This window comes from Streptomyces sp. NPDC007025, from assembly GCF_042869455.1.
In the GTDB taxonomy this organism is placed as follows: domain Bacteria; phylum Actinomycetota; class Actinomycetes; order Streptomycetales; family Streptomycetaceae; genus Streptomyces.
Genome location: NZ_JBIAFT010000001.1, coordinates 545762 through 564712 on the forward strand (window position 1 = coordinate 545762; position 18951 = coordinate 564712).

Consider the following 18951-nt stretch of genomic DNA (forward strand, 5'->3'; position numbering starts at 1 on the left):
TCGGGCCCGTCCTGGGAAGTCACTCGCCGAGTCCCACCTTGCGGCCCACCCCGGCGAACCCGCCCAGGACGACCGGGTCCTCCAGCTCCAGCGGGCTGTCGGGGCGCCAGTGCGGCAGCGCGACCAGGCCCGGCTCCACGAGCTCGAACTCCTCGAAGAACTGCGCGATCTCGCCCTTGGAGCGGGTCACGAGCGGGGCGCTCGCGGTGCTGTACACCTCGCGGAGGGCGGCGCCGCCGTCCCGCACGGGGCCGCCCTCACCGGATCCGTGGGAGATCACCAGCAGACTGCCGGGCGCCAGGCGGCGGGCCAGTTCCGCCACGCACTTGCGCGGCTCGTCGCGGTCCTCGACGAAGTGCAGCAGTGCGACGAGCATCACCACCACCGGCTTGTCCAGCTCCAGCAGTTCCTCCACCTCGGGGCTGCCGATGATGTCCTGGGGCGAGCGGAAGTCGGCCGAGACGATGCCCACTCTGCCGTCGTCCCCCAGCACCGCGCGGCTGTGCGCGACGGCGACCGGGTCGTTGTCGACGTAGACGGTGCGTGCGCCGCGGTCCAGCGCGTGGGCCACCTCGTGGACATTGCCGAAGGTCGGGATGCCCGAACCGATGTCGAGGAACTGGGTGATCCCCTCCCGGATGGCGAAGCGGATCGCGCGGCGCATGAAGGCCCGGTTCGCCTGCATGATCTTGGGCAGCCCCGGCCATGCCGTGATCGCCCGCCGCGCCGTCTCCCGGTCGACCTCGAAGTTGTGCGAACCGCCCAGGTAGTAGTCGTACATCCGCGACACGCTCGGCACGGTGAGATCGATGCCCTGCGGGGCCCAGGCGGGACGTTCCATCGATGGGTCTCCAGCTCGCTTTGTTCACCGGGGAGTTCCGGTCGGGCCCACGAGGCTACTGACCGAGGAGCGGCGCGTGGAAGGAAACAGCGTTACTGGGGCTGGATCTTGCCCGGGCGTCGTCGGCTCCGCCGGGAGGTATCGGGGCATAGCGCACCGCGTCGCTCGTGATTTAATCGCAGCCAATTGCGAAAGATTTGCAAGAACCGGAGACGTCGAACAAGGAGTGTGCCACAGATGACTGCCCGGACGGTACGGACAGCCACCGCTGCGGCAACCGCCGCTGTGGTCCTCGCGGGGGCCGCGGCCTGCTCCGCGCCCGGCGGCGGTGACGGCTCCGGCGGCGGCACGGACACGGTCACGGTCGGCGTCGCCCAGGAGCCGGAGACCCTCAGCCCCCTGCTCGGCTACGGCAAGGAGGGCAACTCGAAGATATTCGACGGACTGCTCGCCCACGACGCCAAGATGAACCTGCGGCCGGCACTCGCCACCCGGCTGCCGCAGGTGAGCGAGGACGGCCGCACCTACACCTACGACCTGCGCAAGGGCGTCACCTTCAGCGACGGCAAGCCCTTCACCGCCGAGGACGTCGTCTACACCTACGACACGATCCTCGACGAGAAGACCAACAACCCCTCCAAGGGCGAACTGGACGCGGTCGAGAGCGTCACCGCCGAGGGGAAGCACCGGGTCGTCTTCCGGCTGTCCTACCCGTACGCGGCGTTCGCCGAGCGCACCGTGCTGCCCATCGCCTCCCGGGCCGTGGCCTCGCGCACCGATGTCAACACCGGTTCGTACAACACCGAGCCGGTCGGCACCGGCCCGTACATCCTCACCCGCTGGCGCAAGGGCGAGAAGCTCAGCTTCAAGGCGAACCCGCACTACTGGGGCGGCAAGCCGAAGGTCGAACGGTTCACCGTGGCCGTCATCGAGGACGACGACGTCCGGGCCACCCGGCTGCGCTCCGGTGACCTGGACGGCGCCATCCTGCCGCCCGACCTGGCCGGGACCTTCGAGAAGGACGAGGACAAGCGCACCTTCAGCGCCAAGACCGCCGACTACCGCGCCGTCACCCTGCCCAGCGGCAACCCCGTCACCGGGGACAGAGCCGTCCGCCGCGCCCTCGACCTCGCCGTCGACCGCAAGGCCCTCGTCGCCTCCGTCCTCAACGGCGCGGGCAAGCCCGCCTACGGTCCGCTGCCCACCGACAGCCCCTGGTTCGCCGAGGGGACCCGGCGGGCGCGCGACCTGCCCCGGGCCCGGAAACTGCTGGACGAGGCGGGCTGGGAGCCGGGCAAGGACGGCATCCGCACGAAACACGGCAGGCGCGCCGCTTTCACCCTCTGGTACTTCTCCGGGGACAAGCTGCGCCAGGACCACGCCCTCGCCTACGCCGCCGACGCCAAGAAGGCCGGAGTCGACGTCACCGTCCGGGCCGGCAGCCGCGAGGTCGTCCGCCCCCGGCTCGACCACGACGCCATGCTGATGGGCAACGGCTTCCCCGCGGATCCCGACTTCGACCTCTACCCCACACTGCACTCCTCGCAGATCGGCGACGGCTGGAACAACCTCGCCCACTACCACGACAAGACCGTCGACGAGCAGCTCGACACCGCCCGCCGCAGCCGCGACCCCGAGGTGCGCAAGACCGCCTACGACAAGGTCCAGCGGGCGCTGGAGAAGAACCCCGGCTACACCTTCCTCACCCACATCGACCACGTCTACGTCATCGACGACAAGTGGCGCGGGCTGACCACCCAGGTCGAGCCGCACGACCACGGCATCGGCGCCGGCCCCTGGTGGAACCTGCAGGACTGGCAGCCGGAGAAGTGAGCGGCGCAGCCATAGGCCCGGCCGCGCGCCTGGTGGCACGGCGGCTGCTGGCCGCCGTGCCGGTGCTGGCGGCGGTGACGTTCGGGGTCTTCGCGCTGGCCGCCGCCTCCCCGTTCGACCCCGTGCAGCAGTACGCGGGCGCGGCCGGACTCAGCGCCTCGCAGGAGACGCTCGACCAACTGCGCGCCAACCTCGACCTCGACGCGCCCTTCCCACAGCGCTGGTGGGAGTGGCTGACCAGCGCGGCGCGCGGCGACCTGGGCGACTCGACCTCGCTGCGGCAGCCCGTCGCACAGGCCATCGGCGAACGGCTCGGCTGGTCGGTCCTGCTGTGCGCTGCGGGCTTCTGCTTCGCCGTGACGGCCGGCACGGCTCTCGGCGTCGCCGCCGCCCGCCGCCGCGGCGGACTCCTGGACCGGATCGTCACCCCGCTGGCCTACACACTGGAGGCCGCACCGCCCTTCTGGATCGGACTGCTGGGCATCTGGCTGTTCGCCATCCGGCTCGGCGTCCTGCCGGCGGGTGGACTGACCGACGCAGGCAGCGACGTCGTCACCGCGGGGGCGCTGCTGCACCACCTCGTGCTGCCCGCGCTCGTCCTCGGGCTCTCGCAGGTTCCCTGGTTCCTGCTCTACGTCCGGCAGGGCGTCGGCGACGCGCTGGAAGAGGACGCCGTGCGCGGCGCACGTGCCCGGGGCCTGGCCGAGCGCACCGTGCTGCTGCGGCACGCGCTGCGCAGCGGGCTGCTGCCGCTGCTGACCCTGCTGGGATCGCGGGTCCCGGAACTGATCACCGGGGCGCTGCTGGTGGAGACCGTCTTCAGCTGGCCCGGCATCGCCTCGGCGACCGTCGAGGCCGCCACCGCGACCGACTTCCCGCTCCTGGCGGCCCTGACCACCCTGGCCACGGTCGCGGTGCTCGCCGGGAACCTGCTCTCCGACCTGCTGTACGGACTGGCCGATCCGCGTGTAGCGCTGGAGGAGATGTGAGCCGGCAGACCGCCCCCGCCCCCGCCACCGGTGCGCTGCGCGGGCCGTGGACCGCGCAGCCGGGCCGCACCCTGCGGGTGGGCTTCTCGGCCGCCGTCGTCGCCGCCGTGCTCGGCGCCGTGCTGCTGGTGCCGCTGCTCGTCCCGCTCGACGAGCAGGCCGTCGATCTGGCCGCCAAGCTCCGCGCCCCCTCCCCGGCGCATCCGTTCGGCACCGACGACGTCGGCCGCGACGTGCTGCTGCGCTGCGTGTACGGGCTGCGGGTCTCGCTCCTGGTCGGTGTCGTCGCCGCGCTGACCGCGACCGTGTTCGGCACGGCCGTCGGCGCGGCCGCCGGAGCCGCGGGGGGCAGGACCGACCGGCTGGTGATGCGCGCCGTCGACGTCTTCTCCTCCGTACCGCACCTGCTGCTGGGCATCTTCGTCGTCGCGCTGTTCCGCCCCGGCGTCTGGCCCGTCGTCGCCTCCGTCGGGCTCACCCACTGGCTGTCCACCGCACGGATCGTCCGGGCCGAGATGCTCTCGCTGCGCTCCCGCGACTTCGTCGACGCCGCCGTCTCCGGCGGCGCCTCGCGCCTGCGGGTGGCCGTACGCCATCTGCTGCCCGGTGTACTTCCCAAGGCGGGCCTGGCCGCGGTGCTGATGGTGCCGCACGCCATCTGGCACGAATCGGCACTCTCCTTCCTCGGGCTCGGGCTGCCCACCCACCGCGCCAGCCTCGGCAACATGATCCAGGGCGCCCGCGGCACCCTGCCGACCGGCGACTGGTGGCCCACCCTCTTCCCCGGCCTCTTCCTCATCGTGCCCACCCTCGCCCTCGCCTCGCTGGCGGGCGTGTGGCGGGACCGGATCAACCCGCGGCGCCGATCGGAGCTGATGCTGTGAGCGAGGAGACCGCCGGTACCCGCACCCTGCTGCGGGTACGGGACCTGTGCGTGCGCTTCCGAAGGCGCCGCGGCGAGGCGATCGCCGCCGTCCGGGGGGTCTCCTTCGACCTTGCGGCAGGCGAGTGCCTGGCGCTGGTGGGGGAGAGCGGCTGCGGCAAGTCGGTCCTCGCCTCGGCGCTGCTGGGGCTCCTCCCGGCCAACGCGCGCGTCAGCGGCAGCGCCCTGCTGCCGGGGCCGGGGCCGGACGCCGGGCCGGATCTGCTCGCCGCCGACGAGGCGACCCTCGCCCGCACGGTCCGCGGCCGCCGCATCGGCCTCGTCCCGCAGAGCCCGGCCGCCCATCTGACCCCGGTCCGCACCGTACGCTCCCAACTCGCCGAAACCGTCCGGGAACTGACCGGAGCACGCGGCCCGGCCCTGGCCGCGGCCACCCTCGCCGCAGCCGAGCGCGCCGCCTTCCCCGCCGGGCACCTGGACCGCTATCCGCACCAGCTCTCCGGCGGGCTCGCCCAGCGGGCCGCCACCGCGATGGCGCTGGTCGGAGACGCCCCGCTACTGCTGGCCGACGAGCCGACCACCGGGCTCGACCGCGACCTGGTCGAGCGCACCGCGGACGAGCTGCGCGCGCACACCGACCGGGGCCGGGGCCTGCTGCTCATCACGCACGATCTGGCCGCTGCCGAGCGGGTGGCCGACCGGGTGGCGGTGATGTACGCGGGCCGAGTCGTCGAACTGGCCTCCGCGGCGGACTTCTTCGGCGCCCCGGGGCCCCGCCACCCCTACGCCGGCGGACTGCTCGCGGCCCTGCCCGAGCGCGCCTTCCTCCCCGTCCCCGGCATGCCGCCCGAACCGGACGACCTGCCCGCGGGCTGTGCGTTCGCCCCGCGCTGCGCCCGGGCCGACGCCGCCTGCATCCGGCAGCCGGTCCTGGACGGCGGCGTCGCCTGCCACCATCCCGCCCGGGACGCCCGTCCGGCCGCGGCTCCGGCACCGCCGCACGCGGGGAGGGACGCGTGACCCGGGAACCGCCGCCCGCGCTGGAGCTGTGTGGCATCACCGCGGGCTACGACCGGCGCGAGCACGCCCCGGTGGTGCGTGACGTCTCGTTGCGGATCGCCGACAGGGAGGCGGTGGGACTGCTGGGGCCGAGCGGCTGCGGCAAGTCCACCCTGGCCCGGGTCGCGGCCCTGCTGCACCGGCCTGTGGCGGGCACCGTACGCCTCGGCGGCGAGCCCGCCCGGGGCTGGCGGCACCGGGCTCCGCGGGCCCAGCGCACCGCGGTGGGCGTCGTCTTCCAGCAGCCCCGGCTCGCCGCCGATCCCCGGCTCACCCTCGCCGAGCTGATCGCCGAGCCGCTTCGGGCCACCGGGTGCCGCGCCGGGTCGGCCGCGCGGGTCGCGGAACTGGCGGGCGCCGTCGGCCTCGGCGGCGACCTGCTCGCCCGCCGCCCGCACGCGGTCAGCGACGGGCAGCTCCAGCGCGCCTGTGTGGCACGTGCGCTGGTGCTGCGCCCGCGCGTGCTGGTCTGCGACGAGATGACCGCCATGCTGGACGCCTCCACCACGGCGGCGCTGGTCGCCGTGGTGGAGGACTACCGGCGCCGCACCGGTGCGGCGCTGTTGGCCGTCGGCCACGACCGTCCGCTGCTGGAGCGCTGGTGCGACCGCACCGTCGGGCTGGCCGCGGCCTCCGGAGCCCGGGAGGGTGCGGAGGTCAGATCCGCACCCCGCGCCCCCGCAGATACGTCAGCGGATTGATGTCGCTGCCGTAGCCGGGCCCGGTGCGGACCTCGAAGTGCAGGTGCGGGCCGGTCGCGTTGCCCGTCGCACCGGAGCGGCCGAGCCGCTGCCCCGTGCGCACGGCCTGTCCGGAGCGCACCGAGATGGCGGACAGATGGCCGTACTGGCTGTACTTGCCGTCCCGGTGCCGCAGCACCACCTGGTACCCGTAGGCGCCACCCCAGCCCGCCGAGACGACCGTGCCGCTGGTGACCGCCTCGACGCTGGTGCCGGTGCCGACGGGGAAGTCGACCCCCGTATGGTGCCCCGAGGACCAGCTGCCGCCCGCCGCACGGTAGGCGGTGCTGGGCGCCACACCGGAGACGGGTGCGGTGGCGGAGGGGGAGTCCCGGTGCGCGGGAGCCTGCTTCCGGGTGTCCTTGCGGGGTTGCGGTTTCGAGGAGGGCTGCGGCTTCTCTCGCGGAGCGGGCTGCTTCTCGGCTCGCTGGCGCGGTGCCTGCGGCGCGGCGGCGTCCGCGGAGCCGTGGGCCCGGGAGGGCGGGCGCTCGGTGCGCCGCGGGCTGCCGGTCAGGCTCAGCCGCTGGCCGGGCAGGATCAGGTCGGGGTCCTCGCCGATGGTGGAGCGGTTGCTCTCGTAGAGGGTGTGCCACCCACCCGCCACCTCGTTCTCCCGGGCGATCCCGGAGAGCGTGTCGCCGCCGACCACCTGGTAGGTCGTCAGTTTCTTGCCGCGCTCGGCTCTGGCCCGGTCCGCCTTGCTCTGCGCGGCGGGCGCCGGACCGGCCGGGTCAGCCTGTCGTCCGGAGCCGTGCCGGGCGGCGGCCGGAGCCGCGTCGCCGCGTGCGAGGCTCGCGCGCGGCCCGCAGGTGGGCCAGGCGCCGGGGCCCTGGCCCTCGAGCACCTTCTCGGCGACGGCGATCTGCTGGTCCTTGGTGGCCTGGTCGGCCCGGGCGGCGTAGGCGGTACCGCCGTACGCCTCCCAGGTGCTGTTGGAGAACTGGAGGCCCCCGAAGTAGCCGTTGCCGGTGGCGGTGTTCCAGTTGCCGCTGCTCTCGCACGCGGCCACCTTCTCCCACACGTCCCCGGCCGCGGCGTCCGCGGCCTGCGCCCCGACCAGGGGCAGTGCGATCCCCGCCCCGCCGGCCGTCACGCGTAACGAGACGCGGGAGACGGCGTGTGGCTGGTGGCGGCGGTGGCGTCCGTGAGCGGACATGGCCATTCCTCCGATGCTCGGCGGTCCACGGGCGACCGTGGCCGGGATCTACAGGTCCAGGCCCCGCTCCCGGGCGAGGCGGTGTGCTGCCTGGCCGGCCACGGACTCGTCCGAGTACACCTCGCACGCCAGCCGGCCGCTGCCCGTCATGTTGTGCTCCAGCTCGTAGAGGCTGATCTCGCTGCCGTCGGCGAGCAGGAAGGCGTGTTCGTAGACCGAGCACCACACCTGGCAGTCCCCGGCCCGTACCCGGGGTCCTGGGACGTGCAGGATGTGATGGCCCAGCGCGGAGGAGAGCAGCCGCAGCGTCTCCTCGCCGGGACGGTCCTGGTTCTCGGCCCGGCGCAGCAGTCTGCGGGCATGGTCGGCCGAGTCGCCTTCGGGGTACTCGCGCCGCGGGCAGGCCGTCCCGGGAGAGCCGGTCAGGAAGTCGAACACGGCGGCCGTGCGGCCCGGGCGGTCCGGTTCGCCCCGCTCGCCCATCAGGCGGTGCGTCCGGCGTTCGGCGCGGCGCAGTGCCTCCGTGTCGTCGTACACCTCGTGCAGTTCGCCCGCACCGTCCGGGCTGTCGTAGCGCAGTTCCCACAGCAGCACGCTGCTGCCGTCGGCGAGCAGGAAGACATGGCGGAAACTGCTGCACCGCAGAGCCGGTGCCGGGACGTTGCGGTGCCGCCAGCCGTACAGCTCCACCTGGCACATCACAGCGCTGCGTAGTCGGTCCAGGACCGGGTCGCGGACGTCGAACGGGTTCTGGGCGCGGGCCAGCAGCTCTTCGAGATGGTGAGCAGGCGTCAGGTGCCCTCTGTCGCTCATCGCGGAACCCTCCCGGCGTGCAGCAAACAACCGACCGTCCCCGCGCGCACACACCGTAGCGCTCCCACCGCACCGTGCGGGAGGAGTTGGGGGAATTCCGCTGCGGGAAACCCCGCGGAGAAGCGTTTTTTCAGCCGAATCCCGGTGATATGCCGGTGGCCGGTGGGGGGTGAGCGCCGTACCAGCGGGAACCACAGGGATGGAGGACGACCCGGGGGCCGAAGGGAGGCGGCGGTGACCACACTGCCCGTCGGATACGAGTCCTACTGGATGCTCTCGGCGGCCGGGGAGGTCTGCCCACAACTGCCCTCCGACAGCCGGATCGAGGTGGACGCGGCCGTGGTGGGCAGCGGCATCGCCGGCCTCTCGGCGGCCTGGGAGCTGGCCCGCGCGGGCCGCAGCGTCGCCGTGCTGGAGTCCGACCGGCTGGCGGCCGGGGTCACCGGGCACACCACGGCCAAGCTCTCCGCGCTGCACGGGCTGACCTACAGCCGGCTCCGCGCCGAGCGCGGCGCCGAGGACGCGCGGCACTACGCGCTCTCGCAGCAGGGCGCCGTCGACCGGCTGGCGGCCGTCGCCGCGCGGTTGGGCGTCGACTGCGAACTGGAGCGCGTCCCGGCGTATCTCTACGTGGAGTCGGCCGAGCATGTGGACGAGGTGCGCGCCGAGGCGGAGGCGGCCGCCGAGGCCGGACTGGCCGCCTCGTTCGTCACCGACACCGGACTGCCCTTCCGGGTGCGCGCCGCCGTCCGGGTCGAGAACCAGGCGCAGTTCCACCCACGCAAGTACCTGCTGGCGCTGGCCGACGACATCCGGCTGCACGGCGGCCTGCTCTTCGAGCGCACCCGCGTCGTGGCGCTCGACGGGGGGGAGCCCTGCCTGCTCCGTGCCGAGAACGGGGGAGAGGTGCTCGCGCGGGACGTGGTGGTGGCCACCCACTACCCGGTCTTCGACCGGGCGCTGATGTTCTCCCGGCTGCAACCGCGCCGGGAACTGGTCATCTCCGCGCTGCTCCCCGAGGACGAGGATCCCGGCGGCACCTATGTCTCCCCGGAGCGGGGCAGCCGGTCGGTGCGCACCGCGCCCTATCCGTTCGGCGACGGGCGGCGGCTGCTGATCGTCACGGGGGAGAAGTTCGCCCCCGGAACACCCGGCACCGGCTCCGTCGGCGCCCGCTACGAACGGCTGGCCGCCTGGACCTACGAGCGCTTCCCCAGCGCCCGGCTCGCCCACCGCTGGGCCACCCAGGACAACGAGACCACCGACCGGGTGCCCTACATCGGGCGCTTCCACGCCGGGACCCGGCACACCTACGTCGCCGCTGGCTTCGGCGGCTGGGGGATGAGTTCGGGAGTGCTGGCCGGGCAGCTGCTCGCCGCCCGTCTCACCGGCGGGCCGCTGCCGCCGTGGGCGCAGCTCTACGACCCGGTGCGGCTGCGGGCCGGCGAGGCGCCCGCGCTGCTGCGTCTGCAGTCGGCGGTGGCCCGGCGGTTCGTCGCCGACCGGCTGCGCCCCAGCCATGTGGACTCCGTGGACGAGATCCTGCCGGGCGACGGCGCCATCGTGCGGGTGCGCGGTCGGCGCTGCGCGGTGCACCGGACGACCGAGGGTGAACTGCGCGCCCTCTCGCCGCGCTGCCCGCACCTGGGCTGCCTGGTCCGGTTCAACGACGCGGAGACCGCCTGGGAGTGTCCCTGCCACGGTTCGCGGTTCGGCACGGACGGCTCCGTGCTCCAGGGCCCGGCCACCCGGCCCCTGGAGCGGCGCGACCTGGGCGAGGACTGAGCGGGTCCGGCCGGGCTCAGAGCCAGTCGGGATCGGTCTCGGCCGCGACGGTGTCCAACGCGGCCAGCAGGTCGAACTGCGGACCGGTGCGGGGCAGTTCGACGCGGAAGAAGTACCGGGCGGCCTGTTGCTTGCCGCGCAGGAACGCCTCGGCTCCCGCGTCCGCGCGGTCGGCGGACAGTGTGGCCAGGAACTGGCCCAGCCAGATCCACGCCACCACCACGTGCCCGACCGCCTCCAGGTAGACCGAGGAGTTCGCCAGCGCCGTCTTCGGGTCCCCACTCTCCCACAGCCGGGCCGTCACGGCGGTGGCCCGCTCCCAGTAGCCGCCCAGCGTCCCGGCCAGCGCCGCGGCCTCGCCGCCGGCCGTCTCGGCGCGCCGCAGCGTCTCCCGCACCGCGCCGTCCAGCGCGTGCAACCCGGCGCCGCCGTGCTGCACCACCTTGCGGCCCAGCAGGTCGAGCCCCTGGATGCCGTGCGTGCCCTCGTGGATGGGGTTGAGGCGGTTGTCGCGGTAGTGCTGCTCCACGTCGTACTCGCGGGTGTAGCCGTAGCCGCCGTGTACCTGGATGGCCAGGCTGTTGGCCTCCAGGCACCACTGCGAGGGCCAGCTCTTGGCGATCGGCGTCAGCACGTCCAGCAGCAGCCCGGCGCGGGCCCGGTCCTCCTCCGCCGCCGCCGAACGCTGCTCGTCCACCAGCATGGAGCAGTACAGCAGCAGTCCCAGCGCGCCCTCCACGTAGGACTTCTGCGCCAGCAGCATCCGCCGCACGTCCGGGTGCTGCGCGATCGGCACCTGCGGAGCCTCCGCGTCCTTGCCGCCCGCTGAGAGTGCGCGCCCCTGCGGCCGCTCGCGCGCGTAGGCGAGGGACTTGAGATAGCCGGTGTATCCCAGTGCCATCGCGCCCGCGCCGACGCCGATGCGGGCGCCGTTCATCATGTGGAACATGTATGCCAGCCCGCGGTGCTCCTCGCCCACCAGGTGCCCGACGGCTCCCGGGGCTCCGCCGGGCCGGTGGCGTGCGCCCTCACCGAAGTTGAGCAGCGTGTTGGTGGTGCCCCGGTAGCCCATCTTGTGGTTGAGCCCGGCCGGGACGACGTCGTTGCGCTCACCCGGGCCGCCGTCCGGCCCGACCAGGTACTTGGGGACGATGAACAGGGACAGCCCCTTGACGCCCGCCGGTCCACCGGGCACCCGGGCGAGCACCAGGTGGACGATGTTCTCGGACAGTTCGTGGTCGCCGCCGGAGATCCACATCTTGGTGCCGAAGAGCCGGTGGGTGCCGTCCGGTTGCGGCTCGGCGCGGGTGGTGACGTCCGCGAGGGAGGAGCCGGCCTGCGGTTCGGACAGGCACATGGTGCCGAAGAAGCGCCCTTCGAGCATCGGCCGCACATAGGTGTCGACCTGTTCGCGACTGCCGTGGGCGCACAGCAGGCGCGCGTTGCCCAGGGTGAGGAACGGGTAGGCGGATGTGCCGACGTTGGCCGCCTGGAAGTAGGAGAAGCAGGCGGTGGCGACCGTGTGCGGCATGCCCATGCCGCCGAACTCCTCGTCCATGGCCGCCGCCAGCAGCCCGGACTCGGCGAACACCCCGAGCGCCTCGGAGACCTCCTTGACGGTGTGCACCTGCTCGCCGTCGAACCAGGGCTCCTCCTGGTCGTTCTTCTTGTTGTGCGGGGCGAAGTGCCGGGTGGCGATCCGCTCGCTCAGATCCAGGGCGTCGTCGAAGGTCTCCCGGGAGTGCTCCGCGTAGTGGGGGCGCCGGGTCAGCGCCTCGACGTCCAGCCAGTCGTGGAGCTGGAAGTCCAGGTCGCGGCGGGAGAGCAGCAGCGAGGGTGAGGGCATGAGGGCGGTCCGATCCCGGAGGCGGCGAGCAGGCGGCAGCGACGTGCGGCGCTCGGTTTCTAAGCGCTTGCTTATGGTCACGCCGATGGCCGGCCCTGTCAACGCCTCCGGTTCGCGGCCCGCGCGGTCACCGCTTGCGCCCCACCCCCGCGTACATGGTCAGGGTGCCCTTGGGCAGCCCGCCGTCGGGGCCGTTGTCGGGGCGCCACAGATGCGTCATGGTCAGCCCCGGGTCCAGCAGCTCCCACCCGTCGAAGAACCGGGCGACCTGCTCCCGGCTCCGGGGTACGAGCACGGTGCCGCTGCGCCGGTAGATGTCGACCACATGGTCGATCCGCTCGGAGCCCTCCCGGTCGGGCACATCGGCGATCCCGTGGCTCAGCGACAGGAAGCTGCCCGGGGCGAGCCGGTCGAGCAGCGTGCGCAGGATCCCCTCCGGCGCCCGTTCGTCCGGGATGAAGTGGACGAGCGCGTTCACCGAGACGGCCACCGGGCGGTCCAGATCGAGTGTCCTGCCCAGCTCGGGCGAGTCCAGCACCGTCCCGGGCCGGGTCGCGTCGGCGTGCAGATAGGTGGTGCGGCCCTCGGGTGTGCTGTGCAGCAGCGCCTGCGCGTACTGCAGCACGATCGGGTCGTTGTCGGTGTAGACGACCCGGGCGTCGGGGGCGACCGACTGGGCCACCTGGTGGAGGTTGGGTTCGGTGGGGATGCCGCTGCCGATGTCCAGGAACTGGCGCACGCCGTACTCCGCCGCCAGGGCGCGGGTGGCGCGGATCATGAAGTCCCGGTTGGTGCGCGCCGCCGTGACGATCTCCGGCAGCCTGGCGACCACCGCCTCGGCCGCCCGCACATCCGCCTCGTAGTGGGTCTTCCCCCCGAGGTAGTAGTCGTACATCCGCGCGGAGTGCGGTGTGGCCGTGTCGACCGGCGGTGGTCCGTCCTGTTCGGACATGCGGTCTCCCCCTCAGTAGTGCCTGTCGTGGTCCCCGTGATTCAGGGTTTGCGGGCCAGGCCCGCGAGCATGCTGGGCTGCCCCTCCTGGAGCTCGTCCGCCCGGCCGGGTTCCGGGCGCCAGTCGTGTGCCATCACGATGCCCGGCTCGACCAGTTCGAGCCCCTCGAAGAACCTGCCGACCTCGCTGCGGTCCCGCAGCCGGAGTGCGGTGCCGCCCTTGGCGTAGATCTCCTCGACCTCGCGGCCCAGTGCGGCCAGGGCCGGGTCGTCGATGTCCGCGGTGGCGTGCGAGAGGCACAGATAGCTGCCGGAGGGCAGCCGGTCCAGCAGTCCGGTGAGGATCTCGTAGGGCCCCCACTCGTCGGGGACGAAGTGGAAGAGCGCGTTGACCGAGAGGGCCACCGGGCGGCTCAGGTCGAGAGTGGCGTGCAGTTCGTCGGAGTCGGCGATGGACTCCGGCTTGGCGGCGTCGGCCTGCAGATAGGCGGTGCGGCCTTCGGGTGTGCTGTGCAGCAGCGCCTGCGCGTACTGCAGCACGATCGGGTCGCTGTCGGTGTAGACGACCCGGGCGTCGGGGGCGACCGACTGGGCCACCTGGTGGAGGTTGGGTTCGGTGGGGATACCGCTGCCGATGTCCAGGAACTGCCGCACCCCCGCCTCGGCGGCCAGCCAGCGGGTCGCCCTGGTCATGAAGTCGCGGTTGGCGCGGGCCATCGCGCCGGCGAACGGAACGGTCGCGATGACCGCCTCGGCCGCCTGGACGTCCACCTCGTAGTGGGTCTTGCCACCGAGGTAGTAGTCGTACATCCGGGCCGAGTGGGGCTTGGTGGTGTCTATGCCGGGAGGGTTGCCCTCTGCGGTCATGCGGCCTCTCCGTTCTCCGGGTTCCGGGATGGTGGCGGTGCGGTCAGTCGGAGGCCAGCAGGAAGTCGGCCACGCCCTGCTTGGCGCCTCTGAGGAAGGTCTCGAACTCGTGGGTGGTGTAGATCAGCGCCGGACCTTCCGGGTCGGTCGACTGCCGCAGCGCCACCCGGCCGTCGCCGAGCTTCATCGCCTCGACGCAGCTGCCGCCGTTGGTGCCGCTCCACGGCTTCTGCCAGCCCTCGGTGCCGAGGTGTTTCGCGGGCATGCCGTTGTATATGTGTGGGGGGTGGCCGGAATGACCCATGGTTCAGAACTCCTTGCGGATCTCACCGAGTACGGTCTCGGTGTGTGGTACTGGCGCGGCCTGCGCGCCCATGCGGTCCAGCACCTCCAGATAGGCGGCGGTGTCCGGACGCTCGTCCAGGTACGTGGCGCCCGTCAGGCTCTCGGTGTAGACGATGTCCGGGAGCTCCGGAATCTCGAACCGGAAGAGCTGGAAGGGCCCGAACATGCCGGGGTGGGCACCCGCGGTGAACGGAATGATCTGCAGAGTGATGTTCTGCTGCCGGGACAGCTCGATCAGCCGGTCGATCTGGCCGCGCATCACGGAGGGTGAGCCCACGTGGCGGCGCAGCACCTGCTCGTCCAGTACGGCCCACAGCACCGGCGCCTCGGGGTCCTGGAGGAGTCGCTGGCGCCCCATGCGCAGCTGCACCCGGCGGTCCAGTTCCTCCTCCTCGGCGGAGGGGAAGCCGGTGCGCAGCAGGGCTCGCGCGTACTCCTCCGTCTGGAGCAGTCCCGGTACGCAGTGCGGCTCGTACGCCCTGATGAGGCTGGCCTCGCCCTCCAGGCTCACGTAGAGGCTGAACCAGGGCGGCAGCACGTCGCGGAAGCTGTGCCACCAGCCGGGCCGGTTCGCCTCGTCCACCAGGGCCAGGAACGAGGCCGTCTCCTCGTCGGAGAGGCCGTACATCCGCAGCAGCTTCTCCACGTAGGGCGGCTTGAGGCCCACCTCGGCCTTCTCCATGCGACGCACCGTCGTGGTGTTGACACTGAGCGCGTACGCGGCGTCGGTGAAGGAGTGTCCGGCGCGCTCGCGGAGGTCGCGAAGGCGTAGGCCGAGCACTATCTGCCCCACAGTCGGCGCGGAACGAGCCTCGGCCACTACTGCCTCCCTGACTGCCTCCCCTGGCGGACCCTGGCGTCAAGCAGTGTGCCATGGCTGGTGTGCAGCAGCCATACTGCCCATGCGATTCTGCGAATTGCAGAACTCCTCTTGCCATCTGTGAAAGAAGCTGGGCATAGTGAAGAGCGTGACCCAGCTCATGAGACTGCGGCACCGGAGCCGCACAGCATCGCTGCCGCCGGAAGGGCCCGCAGCGGCCCGGTCGGCCGATGTCTGCGCGGGCCCGCTCGCGCCCGGTGCGGACTGCTCCCCGGCAGCCGTCCCCTCCCCTCACAGGTAGACGGAAGGCGTTCCCCCGTGGCCTCCTCGTATCCCCTCACGCAGCTCTCCCTGCCCGCACCGTCGGCCGCGCCGGCCGAGGAAGCGCGTCAGGAGGGATTCGAGCTCCCCGCTCACACCTCGTCGGTCGCCCGGGCCCGCGCCCGGCTCCGCGGGAAGCTGCAGCACTGGGGCTCTCCCGAGGAGCTCGCCCACACGGCGCAACTGGTGATCTCCGAGTTCGTCACCAACGCAGTCCTGCACACGGACACCGTCCGGATAGCGTGCCGCATCCACCTGGACGCCGAGCGCCTGCGGATAGAGGTCACCGACGAGGGCACCCAGAGCTGTGCGCCGCAGCCGCGCAGCGCGGCCCCCGAAGAGGTGAACGGCCGGGGGCTGCAACTCGTCGGCGCCCTCGCGCAGCGCTGGGGCGTCTCCGCGCACGGCGGCCGGTGCGGCCGCGTGGTGTGGGCCGAACTGGGTACGGCCGACGGCGCAGTGTAGGGGCCGGCCCCCCGGCGGCTTTCCCGATGGCGCGCCGCCCGGTGCGGAAACAGCCCCCGCGTCACGACCCTCCCGGGGTGCCGCGACCCTCCCGGCTCCTCCCGTTCTGTCCCGGTCACCTGGTCAAATTCCCCTGCGTGAAGGTCACTTGACGTTGGTCCGGACCGGACCGGCGTGACATGCTGCCCGCCAGGGCAGGTGGTGCCCGCGCGGTCGGCGCGCGGTGCGCCGGTGAACACACTGGGGCGCGTATGCGGGACGAGACGACCGGAACCGGGCAGCACACGGTGGACATCAACGTCCCGAGCGTGGCCCGGATGTACGACCACTACCTCGGCGGCAAGGACAACTACGCCGTGGACCGGGAAGCCGTCGCGGCGCTGGACGAGAAGGTGCCGCGCACCCGCCATCTCGCCCGCAACAACCGCCGCTTCCTGCAGCGGGTCGTGCGCATCCTGGTGCGCGACTACGGCATCCGCCAGTTCCTCGACCACGGTTCCGGGCTGCCCACCCAGGACAACGTCCACCAGGTCGCCCAGCGCGCGGCCCCCGGATCCCGCGCCGTCTACGTGGACAACGACCCCATCGTGCTCGCCCACGGCCGGGCACTGCTGGAGGAGAACGCCGACACCGCGGTGATCCAGGCCGACATGCGCGACACCGACGCGATCTTCGACAGTCCCGAGGCGAAGCGCCTGCTCGACCTCTCCCGGCCGGTGGCGCTGCTCTTCGTCTCGGTGATGCACTGCATCCCCGACCACTCCGACCCCGCCGCCGTGGTGCGCCGCGCCTTGGAGCGCGTGCCCTCCGGCAGCTTCGTCGTCCTCAACCAGCTCGTCAGTCACGACCGGGAGACCCGCGACTTCGTCACCGGGTTCATGGACCGCAGCACCAACGGCCAGTGGGGCCGGGTCCGCGAACCGCACGACGTCGAGGCGTACTTCACCGGTCTCGACGTGCTGGAACCCGGTCTGGTCGAGGTCAACGACTGGCGGCCCGACTCCGACCTGTGCGCACGCCAGCTGGAGGACGAGACCTGGTTCGAGTTCGGCGGCGTGGCGCGGAAGCCGTAGCATCGCGCCGGCTCCCGCCGCCGACCCGCGGAACGCCGGACGAGCGGCGGCCCCGACCGGCTCCGCCCACGACGGACCGGCGCCCGCGCTGCCGGTCCGGGGCCACAGGCACCTCCGGACCCCGGCCGGCAGCAGTTGTGGTCCGCTATCCGTGTCCCCCGCGCGGAGGCCCCAGCGGCCGGAGCACCTCCAGCCGTACCGCCTCCGCACCCTTCTCCAGGGCGGCACGGCACTCCTGAGCCGGTTCCGCGACGGCTGTGACCAGCCCGTACCGGCCCGCGACCGCGCCGTGCGGCGGCAGCCGCAGCTCCTGCCCGGGCAGGGCGATCGCGAGTGCCTCGGTCACCTCCGGTGGGCAGCGCCGCCGTGTCCACCCGCACCGCGCGGGCCAGGCAGTCGGTCTCCGGATAGCGGAACCGGACTCCCGCCACTCGCCGGAGGCCGGGACGGAGGTTCGGCGGCTCCGCTCCGCAGGCCACCCGAGCCGCCGCCAGCGCCGCGTCGGCGCCCAGCGCCGGCCGCCCGAGATCCGGGATGCGGTCACCGCCGATCCGGGCGTTGATCTCGACCACTTTCGGGCCCCCGGCGGTCAGCCGCAGCTCGGTGTGGGTCCACCCGGTGCCGAATCCGCCAGCGGCGTGCGCCCGTGCCACCGCGGCGCCGCACCATGTGGTGCCGGGTCGCCGAATCTGGTCGCGGCGGAGGGCGGGCCGGGCGTGCCCGGCGGCCTCGCGGGGCACGCGGTGGCATCCTGTCGCACGGCGAGGGGCGTCGCGGTGCGAAGCGGAGGTCGGGCCAGGCGCCCTGAGCAGCGTCTCGATCCCCGCGGCGGAAGCCGAAGGACACCGGCGCACGACCGCGGGGTGCGACGGTCCGCCCCCCCGGCGGGGTGGCGCTGCCGGGTCAGTACTCGCTCAGCAGCTTCTCCAGGAACGCTACGGTTCTGTTCGGGGGTTCGGCCATCGCGCACAGCCGGTCCATGACCACCAGGTAGCCCTCCACCTCGTCCCGCTTCTCCAGATAGAGCGACGAGGTGAGCTGTTCGAGGTAGACGATGTCCGGGAGGTCGGGCTCCAGGAAGCGCAGGATGGTGACCGGCCCGCCCGCGGCGGCGAGCCCGCCCATGCTGAACGGGGCGATCTGCAGCGTGACGTTGGGCTGCTGGGCGACGTCGATGAGGTGCTCGAGCTGGGCGCGCATCACCTCGCGGGACCCCAGCGGGCGGCGCAGCGCGGCCTCGTCCATCACGGCCCACAGCCGCGGGGAGTGCGGCTGGTCGAGGATCGACTGGCGTTCCATGCGCAGCTCGATGCGGCGTTCGCTGCGCCGGCTGTCGTCGCGGGGGTGGCCGAGCCGGATGACCTCGCGGGCGTAGTCGCGGGTCTGCAGGAGCCCGGGCACGAACTGCACCTCGTAGGAGCGGATGACGGAAGCGGCCTCCTCGAGGCCGAGCAGCCGGTCGAACCACGGCGACATCACGTCGCTGTACTTCTGCCACCAGCCCGGTGAGCCCGCCTGCCGGGCCAGTTCCAGATACTCCTCGCGCTGCCGCTGGTCCCACACCTCGTACAGCGTCAGCAGATCGGCGATGTCCCGCTCCTTGCAGCCGACCCGCCCCAGCTCCAGGCGGCTGATCTTGGCGTGCGAACCGCGGATCGCCTCGCCCGCGGCTTCCCGGGAGATGCCCTGCTCCTCGCGCAGCCGCCGCAGTTGGGTGCCCAGGACGATACGCAGGATCGTCGGTCCGCCCCTGGGGTGGTCCAGGATGCGTCCGGGCGACGCCTCGCGTCGCGGCTGTGCCTCCATCGCGCCCGCCTAGCTTCCCTGAGTGACTGCACGGATGCTCAGTGTCCCATTCCGCCGACTGAGCGTACAGCCATACAGGTTGTACGGCCGGATTTGACGGCCGGGTGGCGGGGACCTGTCTGCCGGTGCGCGGAGGCCCTCCTGCTGCCGTACGTGCCGGGGCCGGCTGCCGTGCGCCCCGGTCCGGTGGTGCGCCGGAGGCGAACCGCCGCCACACGTCCGTGTCGTGTGGCGGCGGTGTCCATGAGGCTGGCCGGTAGACGACTCGGCAGTCGGCCGTCGCGGGCGCGGTCCGGAGCGGGGTGGAATGTGCCGACCCCGTCGGGTCCGGCACGCATGTGCCCGCCCCGGTCCGCTC

At 72.9% G+C, this 18951-nt stretch carries 18 protein-coding genes; 8 read left to right on the top strand and 10 right to left on the bottom strand.

The window, feature by feature from the left end:
* Positions 1 to 19 precede the first annotated feature (19 nt).
* Positions 20 to 841, bottom strand: coding sequence for an SAM-dependent methyltransferase (locus tag ACFYMO_RS02245; RefSeq protein WP_366770517.1), 822 nt, complete (start codon positions 839 to 841; stop codon positions 20 to 22).
* Between the two features lie 237 nt (positions 842 to 1078).
* Here ACFYMO_RS02245 and ACFYMO_RS02250 point away from each other — a divergent pair, with 237 nt between their 5' ends.
* Genes ACFYMO_RS02250 through ACFYMO_RS02270 form a run of 5 tightly spaced genes read left to right on the top strand, consistent with a single transcriptional unit; the run spans position 1079 to position 6306 of the window.
* Positions 1079 to 2674, top strand: a complete 1596-nt coding sequence (locus tag ACFYMO_RS02250; RefSeq protein WP_366770516.1) for an ABC transporter substrate-binding protein — start codon at positions 1079 to 1081, stop codon at positions 2672 to 2674.
* Positions 2671 to 3663, top strand: coding sequence for an ABC transporter permease (locus ACFYMO_RS02255; RefSeq protein ID WP_388543582.1), 993 nt, complete (start codon positions 2671 to 2673; stop codon positions 3661 to 3663). The genes ACFYMO_RS02250 and ACFYMO_RS02255 overlap by 4 nt, the downstream gene beginning before the upstream one ends.
* A 35-nt stretch (positions 3664 to 3698) precedes the next feature.
* On the top strand, positions 3699 to 4547 hold the full coding sequence (locus tag ACFYMO_RS02260; protein ID WP_366770545.1) for an ABC transporter permease: 849 nt from the start codon (positions 3699 to 3701) through the stop codon (positions 4545 to 4547).
* The gene (locus ACFYMO_RS02265; protein WP_366770514.1) at positions 4544 to 5566 is read left to right on the top strand and encodes an ABC transporter ATP-binding protein; all 1023 of its coding nucleotides are present in this window, start codon (positions 4544 to 4546) and stop codon (positions 5564 to 5566) included. Before ACFYMO_RS02260 ends, ACFYMO_RS02265 begins: the two co-directional genes overlap by 4 nt.
* Positions 5563 to 6306: an ATP-binding cassette domain-containing protein gene (locus ACFYMO_RS02270; protein WP_366770513.1), complete on the top strand. Its 744-nt coding sequence runs from the start codon at positions 5563 to 5565 to the stop codon at positions 6304 to 6306. Before ACFYMO_RS02265 ends, ACFYMO_RS02270 begins: the two co-directional genes overlap by 4 nt.
* On the opposite strand, the gene ACFYMO_RS02275 is transcribed toward ACFYMO_RS02270, so the two are convergent.
* Complete coding sequence (locus ACFYMO_RS02275) at positions 6263 to 7501, bottom strand: transglycosylase family protein (protein ID WP_366770512.1); 1239 nt, start codon at positions 7499 to 7501, stop codon at positions 6263 to 6265. The two genes, ACFYMO_RS02270 and ACFYMO_RS02275, sit on opposite strands and share 44 nt — an antisense overlap.
* Before the next feature lie 48 nt (positions 7502 to 7549).
* The gene (locus tag ACFYMO_RS02280) at positions 7550 to 8314 is read right to left on the bottom strand and encodes a DUF6227 family protein (protein WP_366770511.1); all 765 of its coding nucleotides are present in this window, start codon (positions 8312 to 8314) and stop codon (positions 7550 to 7552) included.
* A gap of 234 nt (positions 8315 to 8548) precedes the next feature.
* Between ACFYMO_RS02280 and ACFYMO_RS02285 the strand changes: the two genes are divergently transcribed.
* Positions 8549 to 10099 (top strand): FAD-dependent oxidoreductase, encoded by a 1551-nt coding sequence (locus ACFYMO_RS02285; RefSeq protein ID WP_366770510.1) that lies wholly within the window; start codon positions 8549 to 8551, stop codon positions 10097 to 10099.
* 16 nt (positions 10100 to 10115) lie between these two features.
* On the opposite strand, the gene ACFYMO_RS02290 is transcribed toward ACFYMO_RS02285, so the two are convergent.
* The 5 genes from ACFYMO_RS02290 to ACFYMO_RS02310 all read right to left on the bottom strand — a co-directional run bounded on the left by ACFYMO_RS02290 (position 10116) and on the right by ACFYMO_RS02310 (position 14928).
* Positions 10116 to 11945 (bottom strand): acyl-CoA dehydrogenase, encoded by a 1830-nt coding sequence (locus ACFYMO_RS02290; protein ID WP_366770509.1) that lies wholly within the window; start codon positions 11943 to 11945, stop codon positions 10116 to 10118.
* A gap of 127 nt (positions 11946 to 12072) precedes the next feature.
* Positions 12073 to 12897: an SAM-dependent methyltransferase gene (locus tag ACFYMO_RS02295; RefSeq protein WP_366770508.1), complete on the bottom strand. Its 825-nt coding sequence runs from the start codon at positions 12895 to 12897 to the stop codon at positions 12073 to 12075.
* A gap of 41 nt (positions 12898 to 12938) precedes the next feature.
* Positions 12939 to 13763 carry an SAM-dependent methyltransferase gene (locus ACFYMO_RS02300; protein WP_366770507.1) on the bottom strand — a complete coding sequence of 275 codons (825 nt, stop codon included), beginning with the start codon at positions 13761 to 13763 and terminating at the stop codon, positions 12939 to 12941.
* A 43-nt stretch (positions 13764 to 13806) separates the two neighbouring features.
* Positions 13807 to 14067, bottom strand: a complete 261-nt coding sequence (locus ACFYMO_RS02305; protein ID WP_019356270.1) for a DUF397 domain-containing protein — start codon at positions 14065 to 14067, stop codon at positions 13807 to 13809.
* A 3-nt stretch (positions 14068 to 14070) separates the two neighbouring features.
* Positions 14071 to 14928 (bottom strand): helix-turn-helix transcriptional regulator, encoded by an 858-nt coding sequence (locus tag ACFYMO_RS02310; protein ID WP_366770506.1) that lies wholly within the window; start codon positions 14926 to 14928, stop codon positions 14071 to 14073.
* 318 nt (positions 14929 to 15246) lie between these two features.
* Between ACFYMO_RS02310 and ACFYMO_RS02315 the strand changes: the two genes are divergently transcribed.
* Both ACFYMO_RS02315 and ACFYMO_RS02320 read left to right on the top strand, forming a co-directional pair.
* Positions 15247 to 15714 (top strand): ATP-binding protein, encoded by a 468-nt coding sequence (locus ACFYMO_RS02315; protein WP_366770505.1) that lies wholly within the window; start codon positions 15247 to 15249, stop codon positions 15712 to 15714.
* Positions 15715 to 15965: 251 nt separating this feature from the next.
* Positions 15966 to 16787, top strand: a complete 822-nt coding sequence (locus tag ACFYMO_RS02320; protein ID WP_366770504.1) for an SAM-dependent methyltransferase — start codon at positions 15966 to 15968, stop codon at positions 16785 to 16787.
* 145 nt (positions 16788 to 16932) lie between these two features.
* On the opposite strand, the gene ACFYMO_RS02325 is transcribed toward ACFYMO_RS02320, so the two are convergent.
* Together ACFYMO_RS02325 and ACFYMO_RS02330 are read right to left on the bottom strand one after the other, a co-directional pair.
* Positions 16933 to 17133: a hypothetical protein gene (locus tag ACFYMO_RS02325; protein WP_366770503.1), complete on the bottom strand. Its 201-nt coding sequence runs from the start codon at positions 17131 to 17133 to the stop codon at positions 16933 to 16935.
* 557 nt (positions 17134 to 17690) lie between these two features.
* Positions 17691 to 18593 carry a helix-turn-helix transcriptional regulator gene (locus tag ACFYMO_RS02330; protein ID WP_366770502.1) on the bottom strand — a complete coding sequence of 301 codons (903 nt, stop codon included), beginning with the start codon at positions 18591 to 18593 and terminating at the stop codon, positions 17691 to 17693.
* Between the last annotated feature and the right edge of the window lie 358 nt (positions 18594 to 18951).

Coding starts and splice junctions, on each gene's coding strand:
- ACFYMO_RS02330 (WP_366770502.1), bottom strand. CDS start 18,593: ATGGAGGCACAGCCGCGACGCGAGGCGTCGCCCGGACGCATCCTGGAC.
- ACFYMO_RS02300 (WP_366770507.1), bottom strand. CDS start 13,763: ATGACCGCAGAGGGCAACCCTCCCGGCATAGACACCACCAAGCCCCAC.
- ACFYMO_RS02320 (WP_366770504.1), top strand. CDS start 15,966: ATGCGGGACGAGACGACCGGAACCGGGCAGCACACGGTGGACATCAAC.
- ACFYMO_RS02275 (WP_366770512.1), bottom strand. CDS start 7,501: ATGTCCGCTCACGGACGCCACCGCCGCCACCAGCCACACGCCGTCTCC.
- ACFYMO_RS02250 (WP_366770516.1), top strand. CDS start 1,079: ATGACTGCCCGGACGGTACGGACAGCCACCGCTGCGGCAACCGCCGCT.
- ACFYMO_RS02245 (WP_366770517.1), bottom strand. CDS start 841: ATGGAACGTCCCGCCTGGGCCCCGCAGGGCATCGATCTCACCGTGCCG.
- ACFYMO_RS02305 (WP_019356270.1), bottom strand. CDS start 14,067: ATGGGTCATTCCGGCCACCCCCCACACATATACAACGGCATGCCCGCG.
- ACFYMO_RS02295 (WP_366770508.1), bottom strand. CDS start 12,897: ATGTCCGAACAGGACGGACCACCGCCGGTCGACACGGCCACACCGCAC.
- ACFYMO_RS02290 (WP_366770509.1), bottom strand. CDS start 11,945: ATGCCCTCACCCTCGCTGCTGCTCTCCCGCCGCGACCTGGACTTCCAG.
- ACFYMO_RS02280 (WP_366770511.1), bottom strand. CDS start 8,314: ATGAGCGACAGAGGGCACCTGACGCCTGCTCACCATCTCGAAGAGCTG.